This window comes from Bradyrhizobium sp. Gha (genome assembly GCF_900113735.1).
Classification (GTDB): domain Bacteria; phylum Pseudomonadota; class Alphaproteobacteria; order Rhizobiales; family Xanthobacteraceae; genus Bradyrhizobium.
This window is the reverse complement of sequence record NZ_FOQM01000030.1, coordinates 74466-99210: the sequence shown is the minus strand read 5'-3', so window position 1 is coordinate 99210 and position 24745 is coordinate 74466. Positions and strand designations below refer to the sequence as shown.

Below are 24745 nucleotides of genomic sequence, written 5' to 3'. Positions count from 1 at the left end.
TTGACCAGCAACGCTATCCTGACATGGGCCGATCAGAGCCGGGTTGCCTGGCATTACATCGCGCCCGGCAAGCCGACGCAGAATGCCTTCATCGAAAGCTTCAATGGCCGTCTCCGAGACGAATTGTTGAACGAGACGCTGTTCACTTCGCTGGCCCAGGCCCGGGTCGAACTCGGACATTGGCGGGTCGACTACAACGATACGCGACCCCACTCGCAACTCGGATGGAAAACACCATCGGAGTTCGCCTTCACCTGCAACCCGCGACGGGATCTGGCGCTGCGCTACGCCGATGGCTCCGCACCAGCTCCCGTCGCTACCGCCGCCCATTCGGGTAAATCCAACGGCCGGGGCGAACTCAGGACTGGATAAAACTTGGGGGCAAGGTCAGCGAGCCGGACCTGGGGCGTCAGGTGGGGCGGAAGCATTCGGAGGATCCGTACTACCCGGGAATTACGTCCGCTGGCTTTAATGGTGCAAGGCGCGTGCCGCTTGATAGTTGGAGGTTGTCCAGTCGTCTCCAGGCCCTGAAGTGTCAGCTTTTGAACGTCGGTCTCAAAACTGACAATCGGGTTCTTAGCACCGACGGCATGTTACGCAGCGATCACCTTACTCATTGTCGTGTTACGCGAATCCTCGACAATCGCCTGCGCCTTTCGTTCGGCCGCTCACAACTCTGCTTTGGCAGCATCATCCATCGAAACAGTTTCAACTTGTGGCGTGAAGTGCGAGCACAGGTTCGTTCTTGACGGCCTGCTGCTCGCGTGAGGCACCATCAGTGCCCCGCGCCGGCCGCCGGTTCTTGATGCGATTTGCGACTGTGCTGGTTTGGAGAGACTTGAGGCGACTGACGTTGGGCAACGCTTTTGTCCGCCAACGGTTCGGTGCCGAGCCGGTATTCGCTCGATGCCACGATTCCTAGATTCCGCAGCGGGATCTCTCCTGGGCAACATTGACCGCGGCGAGCCCCAATATCACCTTGCCCGTGAATCCGAAATGAATGCGATAGAGCCACCAGATTGCGCAGCACCGGTCGAGATCTGAAATGGCAAGGGCGCGCCTTGCTGCTACAACCATCCGCGCCATCGGCTTCATTTCGCGTATCATCTGGAAGCCTCGAAGTCTCCGCGCCTCCGCTCTCCATCTCATGTTTTGAGCGGAGGTGATTCGCTGTGCGTGCGCATCCGAAATAGAATGATATCTAAGCTTGATGTTGGCCATGACGCTCTTTCCGCGTTTCGAAGCTGGCTGCACAGTGCATGCGAACTAACGTGATCCTATGGTGGAGGTACTGCTTGAAAAACGCCCAGATCTGGTAGGGCCTAGCAACAGGATTCCCGTCCGAAAATGAGCTCACGCGGTCGCACTGGTACGCAAAGCGACTGCGCCACTTTGGTTACGGCTAAGGGACTATGTAGGTTCACGCCGGCAAAGACTACGCCAGCCCGAGTATGCCCTCCACAGTGACCGGTTTGGCTTGCCCATTTTGCGCGAATCCCGCCGACATCGCCCGCCGATTGGGCGGGCAAGCGCGGTCTGAGCGCGCTGGCAGGTCTTCGTCTCGCTGAACAACATCTCGGACAGCTCGCCCGCCGCGGCACACCGTCGTGCAGCGCTTGTGGGATCGCTCAGAAGCAATGCAGCCGAGACGATCATCCCGCGCTCGGCTCAGGTGCCGCGCTGAGCGCATGTACCGAGCATTCCACGACGTCCTTCAGTCTCCGGTCCTGGGTGCTATGTGCAACCTCGGGCGAAGCCGCCGCAATTCGCGCTGACGGCGGCAAGCGCCTTGGCGAAGAAGGCCTAGCCATTGTTTCCTTCATTAGCTGACGCAACCTGACCGAGGCGGAATGACTCGAATCGTCGTCAGTCGTGTGTGACGCCCGTCAATTTTGTTCCACTCCCGCCACAGCAGCGTCAAACGTCTGCAGCCATCCGCCGGACTCAGCAGGTTCTCAGAATTGTCTTGCCAGTCAGGCCAGCGACCAGATCAAGGGCAAAATCGTGGCGCAGCGACAGGCATTTTTATTGCAGAGGCTGCGGTGACCTTCGTCGCGACACGCTTCAGCCTACATGTTGACTGGCGTAATGGCCGTGAGGGACGAGTTCAGATAAGTGGAATGCAACGGTGCGAGCTACCAGGCCAAAATGTTTGGGTCCGGGGTCGCGCGTCAGATAGGTCGAGGATGTCGAGGCAATTTACTCGAGAGAGGCTTGAGCATGTCCTCGATCCCGCAGACGAACGCTTGAGGAGCCGCGCCGTGTTGGGCGCAACCATCGGCAATATTCTCGAATTCTACGACTTCGGGACCTACAGCTTTTTTGCGATACAGATCGGTCAGACGTTCTTCCCGGCAAACGACCCGTTCGCCAGCCTTATGCTGTCACTCGCAACGTTCGGCGCAGGTTTTGTGACCAGACCGATCGGGGCCATCGTACTGGGCTCGTATTCGGATCGGGCTGGCCGCCGGCCCGCGATGACCGCCAGCTTTACCATGATGAGTGCCGCAGCTTTATTGTTAGCTACCACTCCATCGTACGAGACAATAGGACTAGCCGCTCCATCACTTGTCGTCTTCGCACGCTTGCTGCAAGGCTTTGCTCTCGGGGGTGAGGTGGGCCCGACGACAGCCTATTTGATGGAAGCGGCCCCCGAAGGGGCTCGCGGTCTTGCTGTCTCCTTTCAGCCCGCGAGCCAACAGCTAGCTGCGACCGCCGGAGCGTTGGTTGGAGAAATACTCTCGCTCACCATGACAAGCGATGAGCTCAATGCGTACGGATGGCGGATCGCGCTTTTGTTGGGTGCGGTGATGTTGCCGCTCGGAATTTGGTTGCGGAGCGCACTACCCGAAACGCTGCACCTGCACCAAGTGCCCGTTCTGGTCGCCCGGCCTAGAGGTCAATCGTCTGCCGACCGCCGCATCATGTGCTTGGGATTTGTTATCTTGGCCAGCTGCACGATCACCACTTACGTTGCTGGGTATATGACCACCTACGCGATGAACACGCTGCATGTTTCCGCGCCTCTGGCCTTTGGTGCCACGCTCATCAGCAATGCGGTCGGAATTGCTGCCGCACTGCTGGGCGGTCTGCTCGCCGACCGCGCGGGCCGGCGGCGCGTCATGATATGGCCGCAGATCATGGCATTGCTAATGATCTATCCGGTATTCTTATGGATCGTAGAGAGCCGCAGCGCCTTCGCAATTCTAGGGGGTCTCGGCGCACTCACTCTGATCGGAATGATTCCGTATAGCGCCTTCTACGTGAGCATGGCCGAAGGTTTACCCAGGAACATTCGTGCTCGGGCCTTCGCGACGATCTACGCTTTTGCGATAGCGATTTTCGGAGGCACAGCTCAACCGATCGTCACTTGGCTGATCCACCTTACAGGGAGCGCACTCGTTCCTGCCTGGTACATGCTTCTAGCGAGCGCGGCCGGGCTCTTTGCCATGCTCATGATGCCGGAGACGGCGCCGCTCAATTTGGCGCCCGACCATAAACGAACGTTTGTAACGCCACGCCCACTACCTAGGCATAGCAGTAAGGATGGACATTGACGACGTCCGCATGCGAATTATCGAACTGAAGGGCATCGGGGGGCATGAAAAAGCAATATATCGGGCCAGTTTTAGATCGAGCGGCGGCCCGCACTTGGAACAGTGTTACGGCCCAAATCGACTTGCCCGTTTAATGAGCCCTCTCCGACGCTGCAGACGAGCGATTGGCGGCAATCACCGACTAAACTGAAAGCGATCAATTACTTTGATCATCTCAGGAGAACAAGAAGGCGCCGATTTCACGATCTGCCAGTATAACCCCAGGGCGTGCGGAAACGGCCGCTCCCGGAGCAAGCGGCCGCACGAGGCTCTATCCTCATTCTCTGCTTGATTGGTTTTCCGCTATCAGCGTCGCACGCACGATGGATCGGTCAAGCAAAAAAACAGGTCGCAGATGCCATCCAACGGGTCATCGGCGCACTGCGGATATGATGTATCGGCTACCTGCAGCTGGGCGGCCGGTTGCGCAGTCACCGTCGCAGCAAAAGGCGGCACCGCCGCCGTTGCAAGCGCGAGGGCGCTGGCTGTCACTAACACAGACTTTTTCATCCGAGAAATCGCTTCCCTAGGTTGGCCCCAACCGTCCTCGAGGTCTATATGACGACGCTGTGAGCGGTAAAATTGATTTTCTTGATTAGATCTATCTACGGGACGGATAAGTTCGGGTATCGTATGGCTCTGTCGGAGCTAATGATGGCGGGCGTTTTCCGGGCTCCATTCTTTTGTAACATTAAGCCGAAGGAGCTCGGCGCCGCTTAGGCGATGCACCGAGCCGATCCGGAGGCATGCACGCCGCCACGAATTGCTGAGCGCCGCGAGACAACCAGCACACTACATACGCAGGTGAGCTATCTGCGATGAAACGTGCTCCGGATGGGGCTGCCACGGCTGGCCAGCGGCGTTGCTCAACAAGGACCTACAAAACCCAGGAGTGAGCTTGCCGCGGTGGATCACGACTTTGTCGTGGCCCTCGGCGGCTCGAGCGTTCTGCCAATGCTGATTGTATCCGCGCTGTTCGTCGGACTTCACGTGGCATGCGGCAAATACGCGATCGCCCAGCATTGTCAATTGCCAGGCATGAACTGGCCGCTCGGTATGGATGTGCACCCACATAGGCCTTGGTATCGCACCACTGCGCAGCGCCTTGGGTTGCAGCTTGATCTCGAATAGCTGACCTGGCTCGCCCTTCAGTGCGTGCGGGGGCCCCACTGACTCCAGCTCCCCCGCCGCGCGCAACTGTTCGAGATATTTTTGCGATGGAAAGGAGTAGGTCTTCATGCAATCGCTCGTGATTGCTACCTTCCGCGCCTTCAACGAGTTTGCCTGTCCCTGCAGCTCGGACAGCATCCCGTTGAGCCGGACTAGCTTGTCGTGCACTTCGGGCACTTGCGAAGGCGTGAGCAGGCCACGTCGGCGCGGCTCGCGCAGCGCGGTTACACAGGCTTCAATTTCGTCAGCCTGCGTCTGCAAGCGGGTAATTACGCGATCCAAGACGTATTCGGCGTCCTCGGGCTTCATCTGGCGCGTTTGCGAGACGGTCCTTTGCTGAGCCGGCAGATCGAACTGCAGCAGCTTGTCCAGTCGCTCAAGTAATCCCGCCAGTGCTTCCTTGGACGGCGGTGCCTGCCAGATCTGGAGGTGATCGGTTGCAGCGGAAGAGGCGCTTGCTTCCTCCGCGGTGGCGAGCTTCTTTGTCCCGAGATCGGAGCGCACGATAACCTTGCGCGTCGGAGCTGGAGCGGTATCGGGCCTTGCGAGCTGCGGCTCGGATAAGCTGATCGAACTCCCCTGGCCTCCGGCCGCTGCCCGCCTCCCTTTGCCCTTTCTGCGGCCCGGATTGACTTCGCTCACCCCAGCAATATTCTCCGGCAACGCAGCCAAACCCGCCGGTTCAAGCTTGACAGGCGTCGCTGGCTGTAATGCCAGCAGCCGCATGACCTCGTTCGCTGTCGCCCACGCACCCTCCACAATCTCGTCCAGCAGCTGCAGCGGAAGGTCGGCCCCCGTTCGGGTCCCCCCCCCACACTGGCAACGATGCCGCTCACCCCCGATGCAAATTCCGAAAGCCGCTCCATCACTCCTTCCAGCACGGCGCGATGCTCCGCGTCGAGCACTGCTCCATTGCTCTTCAGAACGGCTTCTTTCGTGGAAACAAACGCCGGAAAAATATCTCCGATAAAGCTCCCGAGCAGACGCACCCGCCCGCTCTCGTCTATGAGGGCTTCGCGCACGCCTGGATCGAGCGTGCTCGCTCGCGAGTCAATCAAGAGCTCCGCGAGAGCGATCCTCTGTTGCAGGTACATGCACTTCATATTGAGGGCCTCGCCGGTATGCAGCCTTAGTGCGGCCTCTTCGGCCTTGCGCATCTCGGGCGTGCTACTTGGCAAATTGGCAGTAGCCGCACAGGCAGACTGAACCCGCTCCAAGCGCAACACCTTCTTTCCCCACCATTCCATGCAGTCTGCATAGTACTTCGCCACGCTTGCAAACGCGCCACTCACTTGGACCGGCGTACCGGCGTTTCTGATCCTTCCGAGCAAGCCTGTTGCTTTCTTTCTTTTCTCTTCTAGCTCGTAGATAATATGGGTGGGCACCTCGTTACACCGGTCGGCCTTGGCCAGCGTGTCATCGCGCAGCCTGCGAGCCTGATCGTCGGGCAGAAGGCGACGCGCCAAATTGGCCGGCAGATCCGCGTAGTACTCCAGAACTGTTGACCCTGCTTTGACCACTTGATCGATCAGCTCTTGCGCCTCTGGCAGGTTCGGGGCGTGCGTGGCCGCTCGACGGCTAGCCTCAAGCTCCGCAAGCAGGTTGTCCATCTTTTGCCTTGCTGCCCTGATCTCGTTGCGCGTTGGCGCAGCGAGATTTGAAGTTGGCTTGCCAAGCACCGCGGTTCCGTCTTGAGGCCCAGAGTTCATCCGCTCGATGACCGCATCGAAGGACTGACTACCTCCGCCGGGAAAGAGGCTAGGCTCGGGACTCAAACGACTTACGTCCCCACTGCTACCGGCTCCTGTGGCCCCCACATCCGATGCGCCAGGTCGGCCAATGCCTGTCATACTTCGCCTCCGATAAAAGTTACGAATGTGCAGCCCGTCTGGATAGACCGCCTGACTGACGACTACCTGACCAAAACCCGTTCTTGCGAATGCATAAGAAAGCGGAAGTCGCCTGGAGTTTCATTTCCATGGGACGTCCAATGATTCTGAAGAGATCGATGTGGGTAATGCCTTGATTGTGGTGTAATCAGACACGTCACGGCGGCTGTGGCGCCTTGGCCGCGACGCCATCCGGTACGAGTCTTGGTCGTTTGCCGGTGGCTCCGTCGACGTAAATGGGTAGTTGGGACAAACCTTGCGCTTAAACGGCGAATTATTGTCAAGGAGAAATGGCCAGCTCAAATCGATTGACGGAGCTAGCCTCGAGGCGGGCATCCTACTAACTGTAAGTAGAGTTTGACAGAAGCGATCAACAGAGCTAGCTGCCGTATACCGGTGTAGAGATGCTGAAGGTCAATCAGTATCGACATTTACCCATCCGAACCGGCAGACTCGACGCTCCGCAGCTCCTCAGACCGCATTTCGCAAAGCCCAGCGTCCATTTAGGCGCGATCAATCACCTTCACAGAAATATGGCAGCGAGTGCGCCAAACGCACCCAGAATCAGCCCAATTAGCGAACCTGCGGTCGGTAACTCTCTAAAGAGCAGCAGCGCGAGTATCGGCTCCAGGACCAGGATAGCGCCAATGGATATCGCGACAATGATCCAGATATTCTTCAGATGCATGTAGCCCAGTGCGTATCCGAATACGAGGAGGATGCCAGCGAAGCATGCCAGGAGAAACATCGGCCACAGCATCGCCATGTCGCCACCTGTTTTTCCAAATTGTCTTGAGGCAATCAACTCGGCCAGTACCGAAAGCGCTTCTCCAAGAAAGATCGCTGCCACAGCTACAATTTTCGACATCAAGGTCATCGGCCTTTACGGTTCCGACTATTAAGGCAGCCCAGACACCTGCATCGGAGTAGCCGTTGAGGTTCAATTATCGACCTGCCGAGCGCTTGCGAGGCAGACGTACGCCTCACCTATCGCTTCTTGCGGGTCTCCTTCCAAGCGTCCGCGGCCCGCAATCAGCTTCCCGCATACAGCATCGTTACGCGTCGTTCACCCATCTGCGCTCCTTGCAGAAACCCAAGATGGTTCAAGACAAGCCCGCTCCGCCACCTGCCGTCTGCGTGAGCAGCGCAATGTGGGCCTAGGCTGTAATCCGCACCGGGAGAGCCGAATAGCCGTGCACGAAGTTAGACGAAATCCGCTCGGGTTCGCCGACAACTTCGAACCACAATTCCGCGGACAAAATCTCCTCCCAGAGGACCCTCAGCTGCAGCTCCGCAAGATGTCTGCCAAGACAGCGATGGATGCCGAATCCGAACGAGAGATGCTGCCGCACATTCTTGCGGTCGATCACGAAATTGTTGGCACTCTCAATGACCTCTTCGTCCCTGTTACCCGAGATGTACCACATGACGACCTTGTCGCCCTTCCTGATCTGTTTTGCGCCTACAATGCTGTCGATCACGGCTGTGCGGCGCATATGTGCAATTGGCGTCTGGTAGCGAATTATCTCGGACACGGCGCTCGAGACCAGCTTGGGATTGTCAACGAGCTTTCGCCATTCGGATGGGTACTGATGCATGAACAGGAGACCGCCAGTAATCGAGTTGCGCGTGGTGTCATTGCCCCCAACAATGAGCAAGATCAGATTTCCGAGTAACTCACTTGGCTCCATGCGGCGCGTGGCCGCCGAATGCGCCATCAAGGAGATCAGGTCGAGGCGTGGCTCGACTTTGATGCGCTCGTTCCAAAGCCGGGTGAAATAGGCCAGGCACTCGGACAGGATGGTGCTTCGCTTCTCCCAGCTGTCAATTGCATGGCCTGCTTTCGGAGCTGTAACAGCTACGTCCGACCAATAGGTCAGCAGTCGCCGATCCTCAAATGGAAAGTCGAACAACGTGGCGAGCATTTGCGTCGTCAACTCTATGGAGACCATGTCCACCCAGTTGAAGGCCTCATTGCGCGGCAAGCCTGCAAGGATCGCCCTGACCCGCGACCGGATCAAGCTTTCGAGCTTCGTCAAGCTCTCCAGTCCGACGATCGGGCTTACGGTATTGCGCTGCTCGCCGTGCTTGGGAGGCCCCATCTTGATGAAGCTCGCGGTCCAGTGCTCGCCAGGCACGTCGACAATAGTGACCCCTTGCTCTGACGAGAACGCCTTGTGGTTTGTGTCTACGGCAACGATATCCCGGTATTTCGTGACGGACCAATATGGTCCATGAGTGCTGTCTTGACAGTAGTGAACGGGATCTTCCCTTCGCAACCGCTCAAAGCAAGCCCATATGCTGTCGTCTTGAAAGCGCTTGCCGTCGCTTACATCCAGCTTGCTCAGCGGGATAACGCACGAATCGTTAACCCTGCAATCTTCCGATAGCCTTGTCATGATCATCTCTATAGATTTTGCTCTCGAGAGCTTACCGTCTAGGAGCGCTATCGCTTTGAGTTGCCGCAGCACCCTTAGCTGGGAAGGGCCGCTCGACCAGGATACCTCACACGGCAACTAGCCTGCCCTACCATGTCGGGCAGGGAGGAACGTATTGACTTCCAAATCGATCTACTCAATGGTTTGGTCAGAGCTCTCAGCGCCGATTAGAGCTCGCTATTCGCTAAAGGCTACATCGAGCCGAATGCACTTGCAAAAGATCTCCGGCCTTCGGATATGAGCGGAGCGGATATCTCTCTCACGGTCGATGGATGAACAGTCGTCTGGCTAAGACTATTCCGGCAAGTCGATCCAGATATCCGAAGGCCCCTTCACGAGAGTATCCCGATCTGGAACGTAGATACTATCGAAGATCTTAAGACCACGAGCCGCTGCCGCTCCAAAAATAATGAAAGGGAGCTTGGCCTGCTCCAAGTCTTCGAAATTGTCAGCGTCGACAATTCGAACAAAATCGAGCTTGAAGTGGCGGAACTTGATCTGGGACGTAGCGGATGCGACCAGATCCTTGACGCTAGATACTCCTCCGACGATCGCCTTCCTCGCATCGTTGAGCGCCGTGAAAAGGCACGACCACTCATCAAGCTCAGAACGGTTAAAACGCCTCAAGCGCGACGAAATGGGCACTCCGTTCTTGTATCTCACCGTCGGCACAAACCTTATCTCGCAATCCAGAAGGAGGTCTGCGACGGCACGCTTCACCATGATCGCCTGGCCGATATCTTTCAGGCCGAAGTAGCTGCGAGTTGGCCGCGCATAGCAAATCCAGCGGATTGCCCCAGTGACGGCTTCCTCCAAATACGCATCACGCCCCCCTAGCCGCAAATGACCGTCACCTTGCGATACAAAGGTTCGATAGCCAGGCGGGAACATCTCGGTGTCGCTGGACGAGATCACGGCAGTTGCTCCTGAACGTAACGCGAGCCAAATATCCTCATCTAAATTGAAATCGTAGCTCCCACCCGGTCTAAGCTGGATCTTGTTCGGATAGACCGTGACAATCGCGACGTCATTTTCCACTGCCGCTCTTCTGATCAGTTCTGCATGCCCACGATGTAGGGCGCCAAGCGTATGTACCGTCCCGATAGTCTGCCCTGTCCTCGCTACCTCGCGGATGAATGCTTTACCTGCGGAAAGGCATCCCAGATGCATTTTCTTCCTCCAGTCTTTTTGAACGCCAAAAAGGCGATCTAGTCGGTCCGATCGCGCAGAAGTTCTGCCGTCGCGTCTCGTCCTGGCCGCGAATGTCAAAGAGCTCTAGGATCCGCTCACAGCTCTGACGATCGCCCGAACCCGCCCTAAGCTCACCGATTTATTCGCTTGTGCAGTCCAAAGAGGTCAGGTGGAGCCTTCTCGCCCCCGTCTTATCAACGATGAGAATTCAGCCAGATAGCTTGATGGCTCGCGCCGCTCCTGCCCCTTCAGAGCAGCTTGCAGGCCCGGACATCGGTCTGCAAAGAACGGTGGCTCGAATGTGGTTATCTTGGCGCCCGAAAAGTCGGCCTTGACGAAGCTGGCCTGGAACGGTGACATCCCACTCAGGTTCGCCTCGCGCAGGGATGATTGATTCATGCGAACGTATGCGGCACGCGTTGCTCAAGGTTGCTCTCGGCCATTCCCGCGGCAAGATATGCCTGGACAAGATTGGACCCTTCAAGATTTGCGTGGTTCAACGCCATTGATTGCGGGGGATCACCGGTGATCATTGACCTGTAGAGATAGGCCTTGGATAGGTCTGCGTGTTCAAGATCGCAGTCGCGCACAAAGGCACAACGGCCACGAAAGCCAGATAGTTTAGCCGCTCGCATTGTGCTCTCCGTTATTGAGATGCATTCACCTGATGCCAGGGACAGGTCCGCTCCGTCGAGCTGGCAGGAATGAATGGATGCACCGTTGAGCACAGCACCGGCGAGGTTCGCGTTGGACAAGCTTACGGACAGAAGCCGCGCCTGGGCCAAGTCTGCCTGCTCCAGCTCCGCATTTGAAAGATTTGAGAGGTGAAGATCAGCGAACGGCGCGTTCAAGGATTTTGCTGCAATGCGACCGCTTACGTTTGAGAGTCTCAGATAAGGCAGATGAGCGCCCTCGAGGACGAGACCGTCGACAGAGGTGGGGCGCAGGATCGATAAGCAGTCCCCCCTTTGCCTGGAAAAACGAGCAAGACGCCAAATGTGTCTTCGTGATCGTGAGTTGGCCCGGAAGCGGAAGGCAGGAAACATTCATTGATGGTCGAGCCCTGTAGTATCGCTCCATCAAATACAGCATCACTCGCATCGCATTAGTAAGCGAGAATCCCGCTGAGCGTGGCGTTGTCAAAACGCGTCCTTTTCATGCTGCAACCGTGAAACAGACTGCCGGTTGCATCAATTGCATTGCGCAGGCTGGCATCATCGAAGTTGCAGACCTGGGCTGCAACTGCATGCATATAGGCGAAATCGAGCTTGGCCCCGACGAAACTTACCCTCTCCATCCCTGGACAGATCAGGTTGGCCTCAGAAAGGTCTGCACGGTCCAACTTTGCTCCGTAGAGCTGGGCACGATTGAGGGTACAACGTCTTAAGGGGAAATCCGAAAGATCGAGACCATTAAAGTTCTCAGAGGATAGCTGCAAACCAGTCCCGGTGCTTCTGATCGCTTCCTCGGTTCGCTTCCCGACAGCGGCTACCGCGCACGACCGATCGGAAGCCCGGCTCCAGTACCGAACAAAGTCGCCGTCTGATGAACGCGTCATTCGCGGCCCTCTCGCTATCAGCGCTGATGATTTGCGACATGTCCACGATTCTGTATGGCCCGGAGTGCGAGTGTATCAACCTCCTTTTGCCTCGGCGTTGGAGGCACGCTATGCGACAGGCGACGAACTCGCCAAGGAAATGGCGACAAGGTTCGTCGATGATGCGCTTGCGGTGCCGATTGCCTCTGTAGCCCTGGCCTTGAGCACGACAGCCGAATTCTAGCCATCCACGGCACTGCCGCTCACTGGATTGTTCTCCTGTCCGCGCAACGCTGACAAGCGGTGGTCGCTTGACCGCGCCTAAATGCCCAGAAGCTCCGAATTCTCTCCTCGCTCTCATAGCCAATACACCTCGCTCTCCCTCGAACCCAATGCGGTACATTCAAGGCCTCTTTTTCAGAATGGACCAGCCGGCTCCCCGGCGAAACTGTAATCCCGCACAGGGGCACTCAGCCCTTCCTTGGCGCTGCCTCGTTTAATAGCAATGACCGTGCCGGCTGCGTCGGTTGCGAGTAGTGGCTGAAAAGTGGTTATGCAACCGAGATCGAAGCGGAATTTTCTGAGCCTGACAAACACCGTCCTCGGTGTCAGGAACCGCACCATGATTGTAGCCTGTCGGAAATCCACGGTTCCTACAGTGAGGGCCGCGATTCCGTTGCGGGCGCTCAATATCACGTGCAATTTCCGGATCACCGACGTTACCGTTGGCGGGTATAGGACCCCAGCACCCCTGTCCCGCGCGCCGCCCCTCGATCTCGTTGGTGTCTCTGCGGCAGACGACCTGGCCCCGCAATGAACGGGCGTACAATCGCAACCAACTCCGCAGAAGGCGAATGCCCGCGGTCGGAGACGGATGATTTTGGAGGAAGTCTATCCGCATGGCATCTACGGGATACCTTCTTCGAGGATCGGAGCTGAATGACCAAGCTGACGCTCGCGGATAAGACGCGGCATGGCCGCGATAAGGCTCTTAGTATATTCGGAGTGTGGATTAGAAAATATTTCTTCAGTGGCGCCGCTATCGACGATCCTCCCCCGGCGCATAACTATGACGCGATCGCTGATATGGCGTACAACACTGAGGTCGTGCGAGATAAAGAGATAGCTGACCCCAAGGCGGTCTTTCAGGTCACCGAGCAGGTCCAGGACCTGAGCCTGGATTGAGACGTCGAGTGCCGAAACTGGTTCATCGCAAACAATGACGGCAGGATCTGTTGCAATCGCGCGCGCAATCGCAACGCGTTGGCGCTGACCGCCAGAGAGCTCGAGCGGTCGTCGGTCCAGCAAGCTCCGGGATAGTCCGACCATATCGAGCAGCTCGATGACGCGCTCCTGCCGTTTGGACCGTGTATCAGCGTCGCTCGAAAGACTGTCGGATATGATGTGCCCGACCGTCCAACGTGGATCAAACGAGCTGAGCGGATCTTGGTAAATGATCGACATCGCCCGCCGCCAACCCCGACGTTGGCGTTCAGGGAGCGTGGTCCAAGGCCGCCCTGCAAAATGAACGGCTCCCTCGTCGGGCTCCTCGAGCGCCAGGACCATGCGCGCCATCGTCGACTTTCCTGATCCTGACTCACCCACAATGCCCAAAGTCTCGCCGGATCTCAATTCAAAGGAGACCCCGTCCACAGCTGCCCTTAATGTGCCGTTCGGGGCCTTGAAGCGCTTTACCAGACTTCTTGCTTCGAGCAGGATTGGATGAGATTTCGCCAGCCATGGCACGGGTCGGTGCCTTTGCCGCAGAGGTGAACGCACAATAGTCGATGGTGAGAGACGCGAGCCACGCGGCCGCCCTGATGGCACGGCGTCCAGCAGCTGACGAGTATAGGGGTGTTGCGGCTCCTTCAATATCCGGGCCGCTGTGCCGCGTTCCACGACCTCGCCTTCTCGCATGACAAGGACCTCATCTGCTATGTGAGAGACCACTGCCAGATCGTGACTGATCAGGATCAGGGCCTTGCCCCTCATTTTGGTCTCCTCGAGCAGTGCCAGGACATGGGCTTGCGCCGTCACGTCGAGAGCGGTAGTCGGCTCGTCGGCGATAAGCATGCGTGGATCTAGCGCGAGTGCTGCAGCGATCAGAGCCCGCTGGCGCTGGCCGCCGGACAATTGATGTGGCAGCTGATCGGCCTTGATCTCGGGCTCAGGGACCCCGACGAGCTTAAGGAGAGCAATGACCCGCTGCGCCAGTTCCTCACGCGATGATACCGCACCATGGAGGAGTAAGCCTTCACCTATCTCTGTGCCGATCCGGCGGAGCGGATCAAGCGAGACGAGTGCATCCTGTAATACAAAACCAATCCCGTTGCCGCGGATGCCCCGCCAGGCACGATCATTAAGGTCTATCAGGTCTGTCCCGTCGAAGCTCAGCCGGCCTGCATGGACATTGGCGTGGCGACCCGCCAGTCCAATGAGAGCTCGCGCAGTTACGCTCTTGCCTGAGCCGGATTCACCAACGATCGCAAGGCATCGTCCTGCTCCAAGCGAGAAGGACATGCCGCGCACAACCTCGTTCACGGCAATGCCCCGCCCGAAAGATACACGCAGCGAATCGACGGTAAGGAGGTCTGCCTGCTGCGGGGCAGGCTCGGGATGAACCTGCAACATTTACCTTTCCCCTTCCAAACGGGTCTGCAAATGGCGGCCGACGATGGTCGCGCTGAGGGCAAGCGCCGTCACCGCCAAACCGGGTATGATCTCCAGCCACCAGGCGTAGATCACATAGTTGCGTCCGGCATTAAGCAGCGCGCCCCATTCAGGGGCTGGGGGCGCGACGCCGAGACCTAGAAAGGCCAAACCGGAAGCCCAGATAATCGCCTGGCCCACACCTATGGTCATCATCGCCGTCAGCGGGTTCAACGCGTTGGGAAGAATATGCCTCCAGACAATACGGGGAAATGGATGGCCTAGCACCTTGGCGGCCTCCACATACCCTGCCCCTTTTATGGAAAGCATCTGGCCCCTGATCATGCGCGCATAGCCTGGCGCTGTGCCGATTCCGACAGCTATGACTTCTGTCAATACCGAAAGCCCAAAAACTGTCACGAAAACAAGGGCGAGCAAGAGCGTGGGAATTGCGAAGAGAACATCAACAATTCTGCTGAGAAGGTTGTCTATGACGCCGCCACAAAGTGCAGCCGCAACGCCGATTACGATCGCAATCCACATGCTCAGCGCCGTGGCACCAATTCCGATAGCCAGGGATTGGCCTGTACCCTCGACCACGCGAGAGTAAAGATCTCGACCCAATTGATCAGTTCCAAACCAATGGGCGGTCGACGGAGGTTGCAACGCCGATGTCAGATCGATAGCAAGCGGATCTTGCGTCTGCAGCAACTTTGGCGCCACAGCCGCGAGGGCAAAAAGGCCGAAGATGATGAGACAGACCGCAACTCGAAGGGGAATATGGCGGACGATCGCCAGGACTTCTTTGAGCGGCCGAGATAGCGTGACTTCGGCGAACATGCTCATGTCAATTTGGTCCTGGGATCGACGACGCGGTAAGTCAGATCGACAATGAAACTTGCAAGGACGAACAGGCCCGCAGAGATCAAAACAGCTCCAGACACAATCGGAACGTCTCGTGAGGATGTCGCAGTGACAAGGACTCCACCCAAGCCTTGTCGGGCAAAAACAACCTCGATCAAAATGGCACCCGAAAGCAGTTTGCCGAGCGCCCAGCCTGACAAAGTAATGCCGGGCAACGCTGCATGGCGCAGAACATGGCGAAGTCTGACCCCGAAATCACTCATCCCCCGCGCCCTTGCCGACGTAACGAACGGCTGCTCGAGCACGCGCGTGAACTCGTTTTGGACGACTTGTCCGAAGAAGCCCGATAGCTCAAGAGCCAACGCAAGCGTCGGCAGAACAAGCCCAATCGGCGAATTCCCCCCGATCACCGGAAAAATGTGTAGCTTTACTGCAAAAAGCACGAGCAGAATTGTGGCTAGCCAGTAAGGCGGTACCGTTGCCAAAAATACTTGCGTGTCATTGAGCAGCCTCGACCATATGTTGTCTCGTCCGGCGATGAACAAGGTTGTCAGAATTGCGATACACCACGCGATCAGCAGGGCAGCGATGGCCAGGGCAATCGTGGGGCCAATCTGTTCCGCAATGATCGCTAGAGCGGGCCGATGTTGCTGGTACGATTCGCCCAGATCTCCATGCAAGATCTGCAACATGTATTTGCCGTATTGATCCGCGAGCGGTTGATCAAAACCATATTTCGCATTCATCGCTGCAAGCTCCGCCGACGGCGCTTGCCCGACGTTGCCACTCGTCACATTGATGATGATCTGGGCACGGTCTCCGGGCAGCATACATTGAATTAAGAACGCAAACGTTGCGGCAGCCCACATCACGACCAAGCCGGACAGTATTCGACCAAAGAACCAAACGATGGGACGATGGGCGGCTATCCTCACGGCGTCATTTCCCCTCATCGAAATGAGCGTCATAGAAGACGGGTTCGCCAACTGAGCCGCGATCTAGCCAGACGTCCTTGAGGTTCGGCTTGGTCGCCAAAGTGACGTCCAGCACCGTGAAGCCAATGACAGGAGCCTCATCAACGATCTTCCGTTCCGCCTCCTGATAGAGGGCGGTACGTTGCGCGCCGCTGCGTTCCTGCTCCGCCTTCTGAATAACGTCCCAAAGCGTGATATCTTGATAATGTGAGGGATTGAAGCGATTGGATTCGCCGTTCAGATCCGGCTTCCATGAGATGCGGAATATCTCCGCCCCGGGGGCAACCCAATAGAGCAGAACAATCTCGTAGTCGTCAGGTCCGAGGTTTTTTCCGGCGAAGAAATCAGCCGGATTGGTGGGCTGAAGACGTACGTCAAAACCGGCCGCCTTTGCCTGCTGCTGGATAGCTTGCAAGGCTTGCTCGCCATCTGGTTTCAGAAAGGCGTTCGAATAGGACACGCGCACGATGAGGGGGTTGCCATTCTTGACGCGAACGCCGTTAGGATTGCGTTCGGTCCAACCCGCCTGATCAAGCAGCTGATTAGCTTTCCCAATGTCGTACAAATAGGACTGCCCGAGCTCGCGCAGGTATTCCGGCGAGCTCTGACTTAGCGCACCGTTGCCTTCAAATGGCAAAGAGCCAAGAAAAGATGTGTCGACCGCGGCCTTTCGGTCTGTCGAATAGGCGAACGCCTTGCGGACGAGCACGTCGTCAAATGGTGGGCGGGCCGAATACAAGGCCAGGCGCAGAGGGGTACCGCCAGTAATGTGACGCAATACGGGGAAGCGGGAATTGGCCTCTTTCCATGCGATTGCCGGGATATCGTATATGGCATCGGTCTCGCCCGTGAGGAACGAGCCATAGCGGACGGTCTGATCTGGCAGGAACTTCCAGCTGATGCCGTCAACGTAAGCCGGTCCTTGATGTCTGGCGGTGGCCGGCGCTGAGTTGTAGTCGGGATTGCGGCGGAAGGTGACCTCCCGTCCATGGCGCCACTTGTCGACAATGAATGGGCCTGAGCCGACCGGGCTCTCGCAATTGACCGCAAGTCCGCGTTTGAGGGCGGATGGCGAGAGAATGCCCTGTGAGGACTGGGCGAACACGTTCAGCAAGGGTTGAAACGGCACCTTCAAGGTTATCTGTAACCTCAGAGGAGCGATTGCACTTGCCGATTCGAAGCTATCGCTGAGATAGGGCGTGGCTGTCGGATTACGAAGATCAGGGTCGTTGCTGAGCCATCCGTTTATGTTGTCAGCGATGGCTTGCGCATCCAGAGGTGTGCCATCAGTGAACTTCACATGCGGCTTTATCTCGAATGTGTATACCTTTTTGTCATCGGAAATCGTCCATGACTCGGCTAGCCATGGCACAATCTTGGCGTCCGCGCTGCGGGCGACTAGATTGTCGCTGTACTGGCGTTGCAGATACCATTGCTGCACCCATCCCCCGAAGAGGCACGGCGGCTCCTGAAAATGCCCATAACGAATAACCCCTCCTCGTTTGACGTTGCCGGCTGGCGACTCTTGGGCATGGCCGCTCGGCGCGAACTCTGACAAGCTTTGCAGCACCGATAGGCACGCCGCTACTTTTCTTCCGAGACGGTTTGACCGGCAGGTGAAGCGCATCGATGATCGCGTATTGGATACAGACATGTCCAAGCTCCAGGGCATTGAATACGGAAGGGCGAATGCAGCGTCACACCACTGAGGAATGCGACGTACTCGCCGGTTCGATGGGAAGAATTCCCAAATGCTCGCGCAATGTCTCCCCCTGATATTCTGTGCGAAATAAACCGCGCTTCTGAAGGAGAGGCACGACATGGTCGACAAAGGGCGCAGTGCCGTCAGCCAGCACGTCCGGAATGATATTGAAACCATCGACCGCGCCAGTGCGGAACCAAGTCTCGATCGAATCAGCGATCTGATCAGGTGCTCCTACCAACAAGCGGTGGCCAAACGCCTGAACGCTGGTGATGATCTCGCGAACCGTTAGGCCTTGACGCGCCAGAGTTTCGATCGTGCGATGATGCCCAACAGAAAACGGAACGCTGTCTGCATCGGGCAAAATCTCCTCCGGAATGGGCCTTTCGAGACTAAGCTTCTCGGCCGTCACGCCCATGCTTCGTGCAAGAGCAGCGATGGCGCGATCCAGGTCGAGCAACTCGTCAAGTTGCTGCTTGCGACGAGCCGCTTCTTCTTCAGATCCCGCGATGCAGGTGACAAGACCTGGAAGGATGAGCGGAGCCGTAGGGCGGCCGAATTGACGAGAGAGAGTACGTAGGCGTTCGGCCTCCTGCAGCGCAGTTGCCAAGTCGCCGGCTGCCGCAAACACGACATCTGCGCTTCGAGCACCGAGCCGCAATCCAGGATCCGAACCGCCCGCCTGAACGATGACTGGATGACCTTGAGGCGAAGCGGGATGTGTGAGTGGGCCTCGGATGCCAAAACTGTTCTTTTGAGGGTCGAGCAGCCGAAACTGACGCTGATCTGCATAAATTCCCGCAGCTTGGTCCGCGATGATCATCTCGCCACCCCAGCTCAGCCAGAGAGCACGGACAGTTTCAACAAAGTCCTCGGCGCGCCGGTAGCGATCCGCTCGTGCGATCTCTGGTCCGCCAAAATTAGCTACCGTCGCGGGGCTCGAGGTCGTGACTGCGTTCCACGCCACACGGCCACCGCTGATGACATCGAGCGATTGGAGACGCCGGGCGAGATTGTAGGGATCATTGTAGGTCGTCGATGCGGTGGCGATTAGCCCAATCCGCTTCGTTTCACGTGCAATCACAGCGAGGACCAGCGTTGGTTCGAGCCCATTAAGCGGCGGCTGGTGCGTGATGTCGGAGCTTATCGCGGGGGTATCGGCGAGGAATACGGCGTCTAAGAGACCGCGCTCCGCAATCTTCGCAGCCCGGACGTAGTGCTCGATGTCGAAAAAGGCGCTTGGATTTGTGCCGGGCCAGCGCCACGCGGCAAAATGACCACCGGCTCCATGAAGATTCAATCCAAGATGAAGCATCGAGTTACGCGAAGACATCGCAGCCCTCATGCGCTGGCCGCTGGGCCGCTCGGCGGCCTTGTGCACGAGTTAATCTCGGCAGCCAGCCTGTCCTTTCGTGCAAGCTCACCCTGAATGTGCTCCGGGCAGCCAATTTGAGGGATAGACAACAAACAGCCGGCTGTTGTGAGACGAACGACACCAAAGACGCTTTTGCTGGGCCTTGCGGTCTTCTCCGAGTGGGCGCGGGCGAGAAGAGCTTCGACCACGCTGGTTGCCGATTGACGCCGAGGTGACACCTTGTCTCCAGCGGCTGGTTGCTTCCACACGCGTACACTCACCTCGGCTCTCCAGAATTCATCAAGGAGCTGGCCCCTTTTCACGAAGATGTTTTGGATTGCATTCGCGATTGAAACCTTTGGACTCCCGACCGCGCTAGCAATGATCAGCTAGAGGATCTTTAGAGGTCCGAACCATGCAAACGCAATAGTTGAGTATTTCAATCTACTAGCGTCCCTTGGCATCCTCTTCTATTGCGCTGTTTAACTTTCCCGCTTAACCCAACGTTCTCTGATCGTGCTCGTCGGACACGGCGCCTAATTGCGTCGACCGCAATTGGCGGCGCCGGCGAAGCGAACCAGACGACTCGGTGCTTTCGAGAACACGGAGCAGTTTTGGCGACATGATTAGGCGGCCGCTTGCCGCCGCGCTGCAAAGTGGCATCGGATTATAAGGCGTTCCCAAGCCCATGATCTAATATTGCGATGAAACATTCCAGATTATGGATGCCTCGCACCGGCAACAATTCGAGGCTGCAATTCGTTCTGCATCACGCCCGCGGTCTTGCTGGATACGAGGATGCTGGAGCCTCGTTAATTCTCGCGCGGGCGGCGCATGTGCTCGCGTACGGCTCTGATGACGGACGCCAATTTTCCAAGAGCGCCGTCTTCGCGGCCCCGGAGCGCGCCGATATGTGAGCGGGACTCTCTTGGACACAGCCGCTTTTGAGCATCATAAAAATGGCGGTGTATCAACTTCGACGAAATCACCTAGTTTGATATCGGAGCGCGTCACTTACATACATGAGATTGGGGCGTCTCTTGAGATGATCGTTCGTGGTCTTGCCAGGTCTGGCTGGCAACTCAACATCTCATGGCGGATGCTGGATCGAGATTGCATCGAGCGGTCGTGTTCTACGACCAGCTTCCGGCGCGTCCGCGCGACTCCTCCCCCATCAGTCCCAACAAAGCACAATGAGCTTCATGCGATGGCGGCGAAATCACGAGCCCCGTGGCTGCGACATCGGCCACTCGGATCAGAGCCGGCATCTCGACGCACCGTTCAACGACATCCACTCGCGCAAAATGCAAAGCTGGCCCAGTTAGACCTCACGCAGCGCACGCTCACCGATTGCAACCGCTTTCGCGACCTGCTTCGCCCGGACCAATCGCTCCGGCCTGCCGTGGAGCTGGACAGCGACGAACGGTCCATCCCGCCCGAACTCAACTCTGCAATGAACACCCGGCTCGCCAGCACAGCCGCAAGTTTATTTCAACCAATAGGCCTGGTCAGCTATTCGACAGCTGCCCCCTCTAGCATAGCAACATCTCTATCCGGACTAGCAGGCCTGCTTGATCGCTCAAGACCTGGAAAGGAACGACCTGGAGCCTGGGTCGAGATCCATATCTGCTGCAATTTTTATCGAAAATTGCGCCGGGCTCGGCTTCTGATCCTCATCAGACCAACTTTGCTCGAATGACATTGACAAGGCGACCAATGGGAGAAGGCAATGGACCCATTTGACAACGTCAACCCGTCCGCGGCTCGCATGAGTTACGTCGAGCCGCAACAGGAAGAGATCGAAGCAGACTTCGAGCTGCGGCTTAGGGAGCATCGGCCAATCGTGCCAGCACCAGCCTCAGCCGGGGCTGAATCGAACCGAACTGCAACGGACGGCATTAGGAGAGCGCGCCTTATCCCAAAGGACGAACGGTGCGCGGCCACATCCTTTGTAATAGCGCGCGCTCGACTCACCGCAACGCTGACCTGCGCGAACATTGCGGAACTCAGAAGAGAAATCGAACTTGCTGCGCAAAGATCAGCACAATGGTCAAGAGAGACTGGGCCGTCAGCCGACGAGGTCGATAGTAGCCGCGTTTACGACGACGTGGTGGCATCGTCCTACGCGGAGCTGCAGCGCTTTCAAAACCACGCCAGCCATTGCAAGCCACACGTGTTGGACGGTCACAGCGCGATCGCCCATTTGCGTTCCATGGCGGCTTTGCGTTACGGCGTCGCGCCCTGGAATATCTGGGGAAGCCAACGACTTGATCTGGCTCGCGCAGCCGCAGAGCACATGAGGGGCGATACCAGTTCTTCGCCTTTTGTATCACTGTCCGAGGAGGCCTCACAGCTGCTCCTTTCGCCGGACGACGACAACGAGTATGGCGCCAAGGCAATCGCGGAAAACGCGAACGAGTTGCACACCTACACGGTGCCAAGGGTCACCACTTGGACGGCCGAAGAGGTCGTCAGTATTCTTGAGGACGGGACTGAGAGTGATGAACCCGATCTGGCATGGGTGAGCGATACCCCAACTCAGGAGCGAGAGGTACTCTTTCTGGGCGGGAATCTGGGTGACTATCGGACCGCTAGCAGATCGAATCCGTACAGAAACTCAGCGAAAAGCTGAGAGTAGAAGCTCGTTAAGGGCTGATTCGCCTTCTTTCCGACACTCGGAAAAATCCAAAGCGGCGTTCGCGCCTTCTACAATACTCCGTCCGACTGGCTAAGGGGGGAGCTGGCGGGTAGCGCACTGGACAATCGGGATTTTCAGCCGAAACCTGCATCTCTCATTTCACCGCACTCGTCGTCGGGTGGAAAAGGCACTTGCCGACCCTTGCTTTCCGCCCGGCCAGGTCAGGTTTTGGAAAGCTGACGTGAGTAGCGAGAGAGCATGAGGACGACGCCAACGAACGAGACCATGGAGCAATTCAACAGCATCAACCCCGCCGATAAGGAACCGGCCGCGTCCGATGCCACCGTGGAGCAACCCCAACGGCAGCAAGCCGATTTTGAGCAGCACCTCGGAGATGCGCGTTCGGCGGGCCCAATATATCCGCACAGGGAGCTTTATGATGTCTCTGAGGAAGACGATCGCTTGATCCAGGCAGCGTCCGCTGCTGCCCTTGAGCGAGGCCTACCGCTGGGTCCAACCACCGTCAGCATTTATGATCGTCGACTTCGCAAATTGGCCGAGTTGCTGAGGGGGTCAGGTGAATCAATGGCTGGGCTCGATGACGATGCGTTACTCGGTTATGCCAAGAAATTGCTGCCAACTGATAAGGTGATCGCTCCAGCATTATTGATGGTCAGCCGCTACCGCAAGCCTGGCGACGCCATCGCTTGGTCCACCAGAACACACTACCGCCCTTCCAACGAAGATGAACGGCTCATCAGGAAGGCCGCGGAAGCGGGCTTCGGTCGAAAAATCGACGCGAAGACGGCCGAAAATTATGCCAGCAGTCTCCGGAAGCTAGCGGCAGCACTGCGGCCCTTGTCAATAGCTAAGCTCAGCGACGACGCGCTGCTCGGTCATGCCGACACTTTGTGTCGAGATGACAAAAATCTTATCATCGCCTTGAACGGGCTCCGCCACTATCGCGCGATCACCGGCCAGGCCAATTTGGGAGGACGAGGAGTTAGCTCCAGTCCGCCAACACAGCCGGCCACCCGTTCTTTCATGCAGCTTCTCGATCAGCATCCTTTCGGGAATGCCGCGGATCAGGGCTCACGGCGAGCTGGCAATTCCAAGGCGGCGCAGGTTTCGCACGAAATGGGTTTGGCCGCTCATTCCGCCATACAGAGTGCCACCCAGGACGTGCCGTTCGACGGCGCGGAGCGGAGCGGCGAGCTTCCGGCCTCGGGTTTCAATGCACCCTTGCTTTGGCAGGGAATGCGTGGTCCAGCTTGCTCGCCCGTGCAAAGTTTCGCTCAGGAGGCGCTTTTCGATGCCGCCGATCGCGAAGGCTTACTTCCAGCGATATCCTTCGATGCAGGGGAGCTTTGGCCAACGACGAGTTCAGTCCCCCACTCGCCCGGGCAAAGTGTCCCCCAGGAAGCGCTTTTCGATGCCGTGGATCGCGAGGGCCTGGAGGCAGCCGCACCCTTCAATGCTCCGGTGCCTTGGCCAACAATGAGTTCAGTTGTCCACTCGCCTGTACAAAGTGTCGCCCAGGAAGAGCTTTTCGGTGCCGCGGATCGCGGGGGCCTGCTGCCAAGCGCGCCCCTCAATCCTCCGGTGTTTTGGCCAAGAATGAGTTCCGTCGCCCCCTTGCCGGTGCAAAATGTCGCCCAGGAAGCGCTTTTCGATCCGGCGATCCGGCAGCCCAGCGCACAGAAGCCGAATCCTGCCCCTGAAGAAGACTTTGGACGAATGATGAATCGAGATGCTGCGGCCCCGGCTACAATTGATTCGACATTCTCCACTGCCGGCGAGAGCTTTGACGCCTCTTTCGCCGTTCCCGAGACTTTCTCCCATGGCACCCAGCCGGCGCCGGACATGCTGCGCTCCAAGCTCAGCCGCTGGGGTCTGTTGCCGGATGCAGCGCAGCGGGTAAAGACCTACGACATTCACGGTGAACGCTATACGGCCGTGTTAGGACCGCGAGGGCGCGCTGATGTTCAGCTTATCCATCTGCGGTCTCCTGCTGCCGGCGATACATTTGATGTTTCGTTCGCCGTACCCAAGGATTTTTCCCATCGCACGCAACTGGCTCCCGACGTAATGCTTTCCACGTTAGGCAAGTGGGACTTCTTGCCTAACGCCGAATATCCGCTCATCAACTATGAGATTGGCGGCGAACGCTATACGGCCGTGCTGGGGCCGAGAGGATCCAATGACGTTCAACTGATCCATCACCCAAAGTTCGCTTCGAGGAGTGAAGCTGCGCCTGTGACGCCCGCGGCTCCCCCGCACACCTACGACGGCCACGCATCTGGGTTTGAGAGGCCCTCCCGGTTCGAATGGCCCGCGCCGCACCTCCAACTGCCGACCGGCGTGCCGCTCTCCGGCCAGCCCGCGCTTCCGCAAGTGCCTGAACTCGGAGCGTTGTTCGGGCAGGACTGGAGGCACGGACCGCGCGAAGCTTCGCCTCTCGAGATTGACATGCTCCAAAACAGGGGCGTCCTGCCGAACCAGCGCGTCCCGATGACCTGCTTTTTGATTCATGGCGAGCCCTACACGGCTGAAAGCCTACCGGGTGGGCGGGTTGTTCTCTTTCATCGGCCGCAATTTGGCTGAACGATATGCTGTCGGCAGCTCGGCCAGCTACTCAAGCTCTCGAATCCACTCGAATCATCTATTTTCGTAAATCAGAATAGTCTCCAAACAACAGGTGAGACGTTAGGCAACCGCCGTAGCGGCCAATCGCACCAGGTCT

General features: G+C 57.7%; 16 protein-coding genes and 1 pseudogene. 4 read left to right on the top strand and 13 right to left on the bottom strand.

Features of this window, described 5'->3' with window-relative positions; all coding sequences use genetic code 11:
* Positions 1–372: integrase core domain-containing protein (locus BM222_RS29130; protein WP_143106080.1), on the top strand; the 372-nt coding region annotated here is incomplete at its 5' end.
* 546 nt (positions 373–918) lie between these two features.
* On the opposite strand, the gene BM222_RS42345 is transcribed toward BM222_RS29130, so the two are convergent.
* Positions 919–1221 (bottom strand): hypothetical protein, encoded by a 303-nt coding sequence (locus tag BM222_RS42345; RefSeq protein WP_244547294.1) that lies wholly within the window; start codon positions 1219–1221, stop codon positions 919–921.
* Positions 1222–2186: 965 nt separating this feature from the next.
* On the opposite strand from BM222_RS42345, the gene BM222_RS29120 reads away from it, so the two are divergent.
* A complete protein-coding gene (locus BM222_RS29120) occupies positions 2187–3557 on the top strand; it encodes an MFS transporter (protein WP_092235825.1) in 1371 nt (456 codons plus the stop codon).
* An 831-nt stretch (positions 3558–4388) separates the two neighbouring features.
* Here the strand turns inward: BM222_RS29120 and BM222_RS43440 are convergent.
* The 12 genes and pseudogenes from BM222_RS43440 to BM222_RS29060 form a co-directional block, all read right to left on the bottom strand.
* Positions 4389–6616 (bottom strand): annotated as a pseudogene (locus BM222_RS43440) (T3SS effector XopP-like protein).
* A gap of 562 nt (positions 6617–7178) precedes the next feature.
* Positions 7179–7523 carry a hypothetical protein gene (locus BM222_RS29105; RefSeq protein WP_244547293.1) on the bottom strand — a complete coding sequence of 115 codons (345 nt, stop codon included), beginning with the start codon at positions 7521–7523 and terminating at the stop codon, positions 7179–7181.
* 289 nt (positions 7524–7812) lie between these two features.
* Positions 7813–9060 carry a cytochrome P450 gene (locus BM222_RS29100; RefSeq protein ID WP_177243537.1) on the bottom strand — a complete coding sequence of 416 codons (1248 nt, stop codon included), beginning with the start codon at positions 9058–9060 and terminating at the stop codon, positions 7813–7815.
* Between the two features lie 327 nt (positions 9061–9387).
* Positions 9388–10263, bottom strand: a complete 876-nt coding sequence (locus BM222_RS29095) for a pantoate--beta-alanine ligase (RefSeq protein ID WP_092235816.1) — start codon at positions 10261–10263, stop codon at positions 9388–9390.
* A gap of 186 nt (positions 10264–10449) precedes the next feature.
* On the bottom strand, positions 10450–10683 hold the full coding sequence (locus BM222_RS42340) for a hypothetical protein (RefSeq protein WP_244547292.1): 234 nt from the start codon (positions 10681–10683) through the stop codon (positions 10450–10452).
* Positions 10680–11135: a pentapeptide repeat-containing protein gene (locus tag BM222_RS42335; protein WP_244547291.1), complete on the bottom strand. Its 456-nt coding sequence runs from the start codon at positions 11133–11135 to the stop codon at positions 10680–10682. The genes BM222_RS42340 and BM222_RS42335 overlap by 4 nt, the downstream gene beginning before the upstream one ends.
* A gap of 254 nt (positions 11136–11389) precedes the next feature.
* A complete protein-coding gene (locus BM222_RS42330; RefSeq protein WP_244547290.1) occupies positions 11390–11842 on the bottom strand; it encodes a pentapeptide repeat-containing protein in 453 nt (150 codons plus the stop codon).
* Positions 11843–12727: 885 nt separating this feature from the next.
* Positions 12728–14452 (bottom strand): dipeptide ABC transporter ATP-binding protein, encoded by a 1725-nt coding sequence (locus BM222_RS29080; RefSeq protein ID WP_092235809.1) that lies wholly within the window; start codon positions 14450–14452, stop codon positions 12728–12730.
* On the bottom strand, positions 14453–15316 hold the full coding sequence (locus BM222_RS29075; protein WP_092235806.1) for an ABC transporter permease: 864 nt from the start codon (positions 15314–15316) through the stop codon (positions 14453–14455).
* Positions 15313–16269, bottom strand: a complete 957-nt coding sequence (locus BM222_RS29070) for an ABC transporter permease (RefSeq protein WP_244547289.1) — start codon at positions 16267–16269, stop codon at positions 15313–15315. The genes BM222_RS29075 and BM222_RS29070 overlap by 4 nt, the downstream gene beginning before the upstream one ends.
* Before the next feature lie 4 nt (positions 16270–16273).
* Positions 16274–17962 (bottom strand): ABC transporter substrate-binding protein, encoded by a 1689-nt coding sequence (locus BM222_RS29065; protein ID WP_244547288.1) that lies wholly within the window; start codon positions 17960–17962, stop codon positions 16274–16276.
* A 43-nt stretch (positions 17963–18005) separates the two neighbouring features.
* Entirely contained in the window at positions 18006–19391 is a 1386-nt protein-coding gene (locus BM222_RS29060; RefSeq protein WP_244547287.1) for an NtaA/DmoA family FMN-dependent monooxygenase, read from the bottom strand.
* Between the two features lie 1702 nt (positions 19392–21093).
* On the opposite strand from BM222_RS29060, the gene BM222_RS29050 reads away from it, so the two are divergent.
* Positions 21094–21996, top strand: coding sequence for a hypothetical protein (locus BM222_RS29050; protein WP_177243536.1), 903 nt, complete (start codon positions 21094–21096; stop codon positions 21994–21996).
* Between the two features lie 291 nt (positions 21997–22287).
* Positions 22288–24606 carry a hypothetical protein gene (locus BM222_RS29045; protein WP_092235862.1) on the top strand — a complete coding sequence of 773 codons (2319 nt, stop codon included), beginning with the start codon at positions 22288–22290 and terminating at the stop codon, positions 24604–24606.
* Positions 24607–24745: the final 139 nt, after the last annotated feature.

Excerpts from the sequence above, each read along its gene's own strand:
- BM222_RS29100 (WP_177243537.1), bottom strand. The coding sequence starts at position 9,060 with ATGATCATGACAAGGCTATCGGAAGATTGCAGGGTTAACGATTCGTGC.
- BM222_RS29065 (WP_244547288.1), bottom strand. The coding sequence starts at position 17,962 with ATGTCTGTATCCAATACGCGATCATCGATGCGCTTCACCTGCCGGTCA.
- BM222_RS42345 (WP_244547294.1), bottom strand. The coding sequence starts at position 1,221 with ATGGCCAACATCAAGCTTAGATATCATTCTATTTCGGATGCGCACGCA.
- BM222_RS29075 (WP_092235806.1), bottom strand. The coding sequence starts at position 15,316 with ATGAGCATGTTCGCCGAAGTCACGCTATCTCGGCCGCTCAAAGAAGTC.
- BM222_RS42340 (WP_244547292.1), bottom strand. The coding sequence starts at position 10,683 with ATGAATCAATCATCCCTGCGCGAGGCGAACCTGAGTGGGATGTCACCG.
- BM222_RS29120 (WP_092235825.1), top strand. The coding sequence starts at position 2,187 with ATGTCGAGGCAATTTACTCGAGAGAGGCTTGAGCATGTCCTCGATCCC.
- BM222_RS29095 (WP_092235816.1), bottom strand. The coding sequence starts at position 10,263 with ATGCATCTGGGATGCCTTTCCGCAGGTAAAGCATTCATCCGCGAGGTA.
- BM222_RS29105 (WP_244547293.1), bottom strand. The coding sequence starts at position 7,523 with ATGTCGAAAATTGTAGCTGTGGCAGCGATCTTTCTTGGAGAAGCGCTT.
- BM222_RS42330 (WP_244547290.1), bottom strand. The coding sequence starts at position 11,842 with ATGACGCGTTCATCAGACGGCGACTTTGTTCGGTACTGGAGCCGGGCT.
- BM222_RS29045 (WP_092235862.1), top strand. The coding sequence starts at position 22,288 with ATGGAGCAATTCAACAGCATCAACCCCGCCGATAAGGAACCGGCCGCG.
- BM222_RS29050 (WP_177243536.1), top strand. The coding sequence starts at position 21,094 with ATGGACCCATTTGACAACGTCAACCCGTCCGCGGCTCGCATGAGTTAC.
- BM222_RS29080 (WP_092235809.1), bottom strand. The coding sequence starts at position 14,452 with ATGTTGCAGGTTCATCCCGAGCCTGCCCCGCAGCAGGCAGACCTCCTT.